The 4,779-nt window shown below is 62.3% G+C and carries 5 protein-coding genes; 3 read left to right on the plus strand and 2 right to left on the minus strand.

Annotation, left to right across the window (positions count from 1 at the left end; all coding sequences use genetic code 11):
* A partial coding sequence (thyA, locus tag R6U20_RS03510) for a thymidylate synthase (protein ID WP_410336485.1) occupies window positions 1–466 on the minus strand: 466 nt, incomplete at its 3' end.
* A gap of 114 nt (window positions 467–580) precedes the next feature.
* Here thyA and R6U20_RS03515 point away from each other — a divergent pair.
* On the plus strand, window positions 581–859 hold the full coding sequence (locus R6U20_RS03515; protein WP_410336486.1) for a hypothetical protein: 279 nt from the start codon (window positions 581–583) through the stop codon (window positions 857–859).
* 46 nt (window positions 860–905) lie between these two features.
* On the opposite strand, the gene R6U20_RS03520 is transcribed toward R6U20_RS03515, so the two are convergent.
* Window positions 906–1,286 (minus strand): ApaG domain, encoded by a 381-nt coding sequence (locus tag R6U20_RS03520; protein WP_410336487.1) that lies wholly within the window; start codon window positions 1,284–1,286, stop codon window positions 906–908.
* A 288-nt stretch (window positions 1,287–1,574) separates the two neighbouring features.
* Here R6U20_RS03520 and R6U20_RS03525 point away from each other — a divergent pair, with 288 nt between their 5' ends.
* On the plus strand, window positions 1,575–3,488 hold the full coding sequence (locus R6U20_RS03525) for a 2-oxoacid:acceptor oxidoreductase subunit alpha (RefSeq protein WP_410336488.1): 1,914 nt from the start codon (window positions 1,575–1,577) through the stop codon (window positions 3,486–3,488).
* Between the two features lie 42 nt (window positions 3,489–3,530).
* Window positions 3,531–4,706, plus strand: a complete 1,176-nt coding sequence (locus tag R6U20_RS03530; RefSeq protein WP_410336489.1) for a thiamine pyrophosphate-dependent enzyme — start codon at window positions 3,531–3,533, stop codon at window positions 4,704–4,706.
* The last annotated feature ends 73 nt before the right edge of the window (window positions 4,707–4,779 follow it).

A 4,779-nucleotide genomic window follows, 5' to 3' on the forward strand; every position in this document is an offset into this window, starting at 1 on the left:
CATCCACCTGAGACGGATGCCAGGCGCTCACCAGATGCCGCCGCGAGTGCGGATTGGAGCGCAGCCCCTCCACCAGCCGCGCCAGCTGATCCACACCGTCAAAGTCGCGCCACTGCTTGCCGTAGACGGGGCCCAGTTCGCCCCATTCGGCAGCAAAGTCAGCATCGGTGCAGATGCACTGCTCAAAGTCGTCTTGCGCAATCGCCTCGCCGGTGTCCTCGCGGTAGCGCCGCAGCGGCCAGTCGGTCCAAATGGAGACGCTCTGCTCCACAAGTGGACGGATGTTCGTGCCGCCGTCCAGAAACCAGAGCAGTTCTGCGACAATGCCGCGCATCCACACGCGCTTGGTGGTGAGCAGCGGAAAGCCCTGCTGTAGGTCGAACGACAGATGCGCGCCAAATATGCTGATCGTGCCCGTACCGGTGCGGTCGGGGGTGCGCGTGCCTTCGTGCAAAATACGCGACAAATACGACAGGTAGCTCTGCATGCGAATCCGCCTAAAGGAACGTGATTTTGAATGCGCGGGTAGAGACACACAGCATCTACCCGCCCTGATTTTCTCGCATCCACACCGCCCGCTATGGATCCCGATATCCCGTTGAATAAGCACCTAAAGCAGGCCGTGAACCACCTAAACAAGGTGATCAACTACGCGCCGATGGTCGCTGAAGGACGCACGGCCACCGTGCACCTTACGCCGCAAGACTGGCATGTGGTGGCCGATGCCCTCTTCAAGATGGACAAGCCGGAGGGTGCCCTGCCCGATGAAATCGACGATTACGGACTGAGCGATAAAAACGAGGTCATTACGCTTAACACGCCCGACTACGACATCCGCATCGAAATGGTGGCGGCGTAGAGATAGGCGGCTGCACTGCCCAACCAGCGCAGTACCTCTTAGGCGCTCAATTCGCCGCCGCATGCAGCGGGAACGAGGGAAGCGCGATGCGCACGCGCTGTCCGTTCGGCCGTTGGGCCAGGTAATTGCCCTGTACCACCGCATCGAAGCTATGGACGGTGCAGCGCTCATCGAGCACGTGCTTCTCGCCTGCGGGGATGATCGGGCGCGTGCCCAGGTCATCGCCGTCCACATCCTGCAGCCGTCCATTGGACTCCTGAATCGTTCGGCGCTTGCGAATCAGTTCCAGGTCGTCGGTGCCCCGGTTGTGCAGATGCACCGCGTAGCTGAATGCAAACTCCATCTCCATAAAACTCGATGGTGCATCCAGATAAACCGGCCAAACGCGCACCGTAACGCCGTGGGTGGTAGCTGTATAGGCAATCATATGAACTCATTTCGCATCCAACAAAACACATACACCGTCCCTTCGCACCAAATCTGTGCCAGGGCCCGCACGTTGTGTTACGCATGCGTAACGCATTGTTCAGCGACTGGGGGATGCGTAGGTGGAATTCATGGAGCTGCGTGCAGACGCTGAATTGACAGCCCGATACGTTCTTCACACGGCCTGAGCCGTGCATGATGAACGGTCGCCCGGGCACAAAGTACAACTGCATCCACATAGGTTTACTGTGTGGGCCGTGTTCCTTCGTGTGTTACTTGCTTCCGCGCTATGACTTCTTCTGCTGATGCGGCTGCGTCGCCGTCCTCTTCCGACACACGCTCCATCCCCGATGCCACCGTCCTTTTTGCGGGCGACTCGGGCGACGGGATGCAGCTTACAGGCGCGCAGTTTACGCTGGCCTCGGCCTATGCGCGCAATGACCTGGCCACGCTGCCTGACTATCCGGCTGAGATTCGGGCGCCTGCCGGTACCACCTACGGCGTTAGCGGATTCCAGCTGCACTTTGGCGCGGTGGACATCCACACGCCGGGCGATAAAGTAGATCTGCTTGTGGCCATGAACGCCGCGGCGCTTAAGGTGCACCTGTCGCGGGTGCGTACGGGTGGCACGGTGCTCGTAAATACCGATGCCTTCGCCCCGCGCGACCTGGAACTGGCCGACTGGTCCGACGCCGACCCGCTCCACGACGACACGCTCGACGGCTACGAGGTCATCGAGGTGCCACTGACTACGCTCACCCGCGATGCCCTCAGCAATACCGACCTGTCGAAGAAGCAGGTCGATCGCTCCAAGAACATGTTTGCGCTCGGGCTGACGCTCTGGATGTATTCGCGTCCGCTCGACCCAGCGCGCGACTGGATCCGCAAGAAGTTCGACGACCGCCCGGCCATTCGCGATGCCAACCTGACCGTCTTGAAGAAGGGCGCGCACTACGCCGAAACCATCGAAGCCATCGGCACGCGCTATCAGGTCGATCCGGCCGCCATGAAGCCGGGCACCTACCGCGCGATTCGTGGGGCGGAGGCCACGGCGCTGGGACTCGTGGCAGCGGCGCATCAGAGCGGGCGCTCTGTGTTCTACGGGTCGTATCCGATCACACCGGCTTCGGACATCCTGCACGAGATCAGCAAGCACAAGAACTTCGACGTGGCCACGTTTCAGGCTGAAGACGAAATTGCGGCGGTGGGGGCAGCCATCGGCGCGAGCTTTGGCGGATCGATCGGGGTGTGCGGCACAAGCGGACCTGGCGTAGCGCTCAAGACCGAGGCCATCGGGCTGGGCGTGATGACGGAGCTTCCGCTGGTCGTAGTGGATATGCAGCGCGGCGGCCCCTCCACCGGCCTCCCCACAAAACCCGAGCAGGGCGACCTCATGCAGGCTGTCCACGGACGCAATGGCGAGGCGCCGCTCCCCGTGCTGGCACCTGCTTCACCGGGCGACTGCTTCTACATGGCGTACGAAGCCTGCCGCATCGCTACCACATATATGACCCCCGTAATCGTCTTAGCCGACGGTTACCTTGGCAACGGCTCCGAAGCCTGGCACATCCCCGATGTGGAAGCGTTGCCTCCCTTCACGGTGAAAAACACCACCGAGCCTACCGACCGTAATATGATGACAGATGACGACGGCAATCCGCAGTTTCTGCCGTACATCCGCGACGACGACACGCTGGCGCGTCCGTGGGCGGTGCCGGGCACGCCCGAGCTGGAGCACCGGCTGGGCGGACTCGAAAAGGAGCACGAAACGGGCAATGTGTCGTACAACCCCGAGAACCACGAGCGTATGGTAAAGCTGCGCGCTGAGAAAGTGCAGCGCGTTACGCAGTCCATCCCGCCGGTGCCGGTGCGCGGGCCGCGCCAGGGATCGCTGCTGGTGCTGGGCTGGGGCTCGACCAAGGGCGCCATCGACGAGGCCGTGGATCGCTGCTACTCGGAAGACACGCCCGTGAGTGCGGCGCACCTGCGCTACGTGTGGCCGCTGCCTGCCGACCTGGAGGCGCTCATCGACGGGTTCGACCGCGTGCTCGTGCCTGAACTGAACAACGGACAGCTCATCCGTTTGCTGCGCAATGCCTACGATGCCGAGTTCATCCCCCTCAACAAGATCCAGGGGCGGCCCTTCCGCGCTGAGGAAATCTGCGGAGCCATCCGCGAGGCCCTCACGCCCGTTGCCTCATAACCACTCGTGCTGCTTCCCTCCTGATGCTGCCTTCCCTCCGCTATGGCTGACACCTCTGCATCCTCCAATACCAACAACACCACGAAGCCCGCGGGCCCGCCCGGTGCCAAGAAACCCGCAGGACCTCCCGGATCCAAAAAGCCTGCTGGGCCGCCTGGCGCTAAAAAACCCGGTGGCCCCAGCTTGCCCCCCGGCTACAGCGGGGATGGCGGCGGGTGCGGGCTAAGCCGCGAGGACTTTTCGAGCGACCAAGATGTGCGCTGGTGTCCGGGCTGTGGCGACTATGCGATCCTGGCCACGGTGCAGCGCCTCTTGCCGGAGCTCGATGTGCCCAAAGAGAACACCGTGTTTATTAGCGGGATCGGATGCGCCGGGCGCTTTCCGTATTACATGGATACGTACGGCATGCACACCATCCACGGGCGTGCACCGACCTTTGCGACGGGCCTGAAGTGTGCGAACCCGGAACTGGACGTGTGGATTGTGACCGGCGACGGCGATGCGCTCTCGATTGGCGGCAACCACCTCATTCACCTGTGCCGCCGCAACCTGGATACGCAGGTCTTGCTCTTCAACAACAAGATCTACGGCCTCACGAAAGGACAGTACAGCCCGACCTCGGAGGAGGGCAAGGTGACGAAGAGCACGCCGCACGGTTCGATTGATGCGCCGTTCAACCCCGTGGCGGTGGCGCTGGGGGCGGATGCCTCGTTCGTGGCCCGCACAATGGACCGCGACCCGAAGCACATGAAGGCGATGATGAAGGCGGCCCACGATCATGCGGGCACAGCCTTTCTGGAGATCTACCAGAACTGCAACATCTTTAACGACGGCGCCTTCTTCGAATTCACCGACCGCGGCACGAAGGCCAGCCGGGCGCTCTTTGTGGAAGACGGCGAGCCGCTGACTTACGCTAATGGAGAACGCGGCCTCCGCCTGGACGGCCTCTCGCTCGAAGCCATCGACCTCACCGACGAGCGCTGGTCCGTGAGCGACTGCCTGGTGTACGACACCAGCAACCGCGAGATGGCCCACCTCATTGGGCGCATGTTCGACCAGCCCGACCTGCCGCGTCCCTTTGGCGTGCTCTACCAGACCGAACGCCCCACGTACGAGCAACAGCTTCATGACCAGTTCGATGCGGTGCGCACCGAGCGCGGCGCAGGCGACCTGGAGACCCTGTTGCACAGCGGTGAAACGTGGACGATCGAAGGGTAACACACTCTTGTGACCCGTGGAGCTCGTGTGTGCCTGTCATGACACGTAACAATGTCACGAATACACGCAGGCC

This window comes from Longimonas sp. (genome assembly GCF_046498435.1).
In the GTDB taxonomy this organism is placed as follows: Bacteria; Bacteroidota; Rhodothermia; order Rhodothermales; family Salinibacteraceae; genus Longimonas.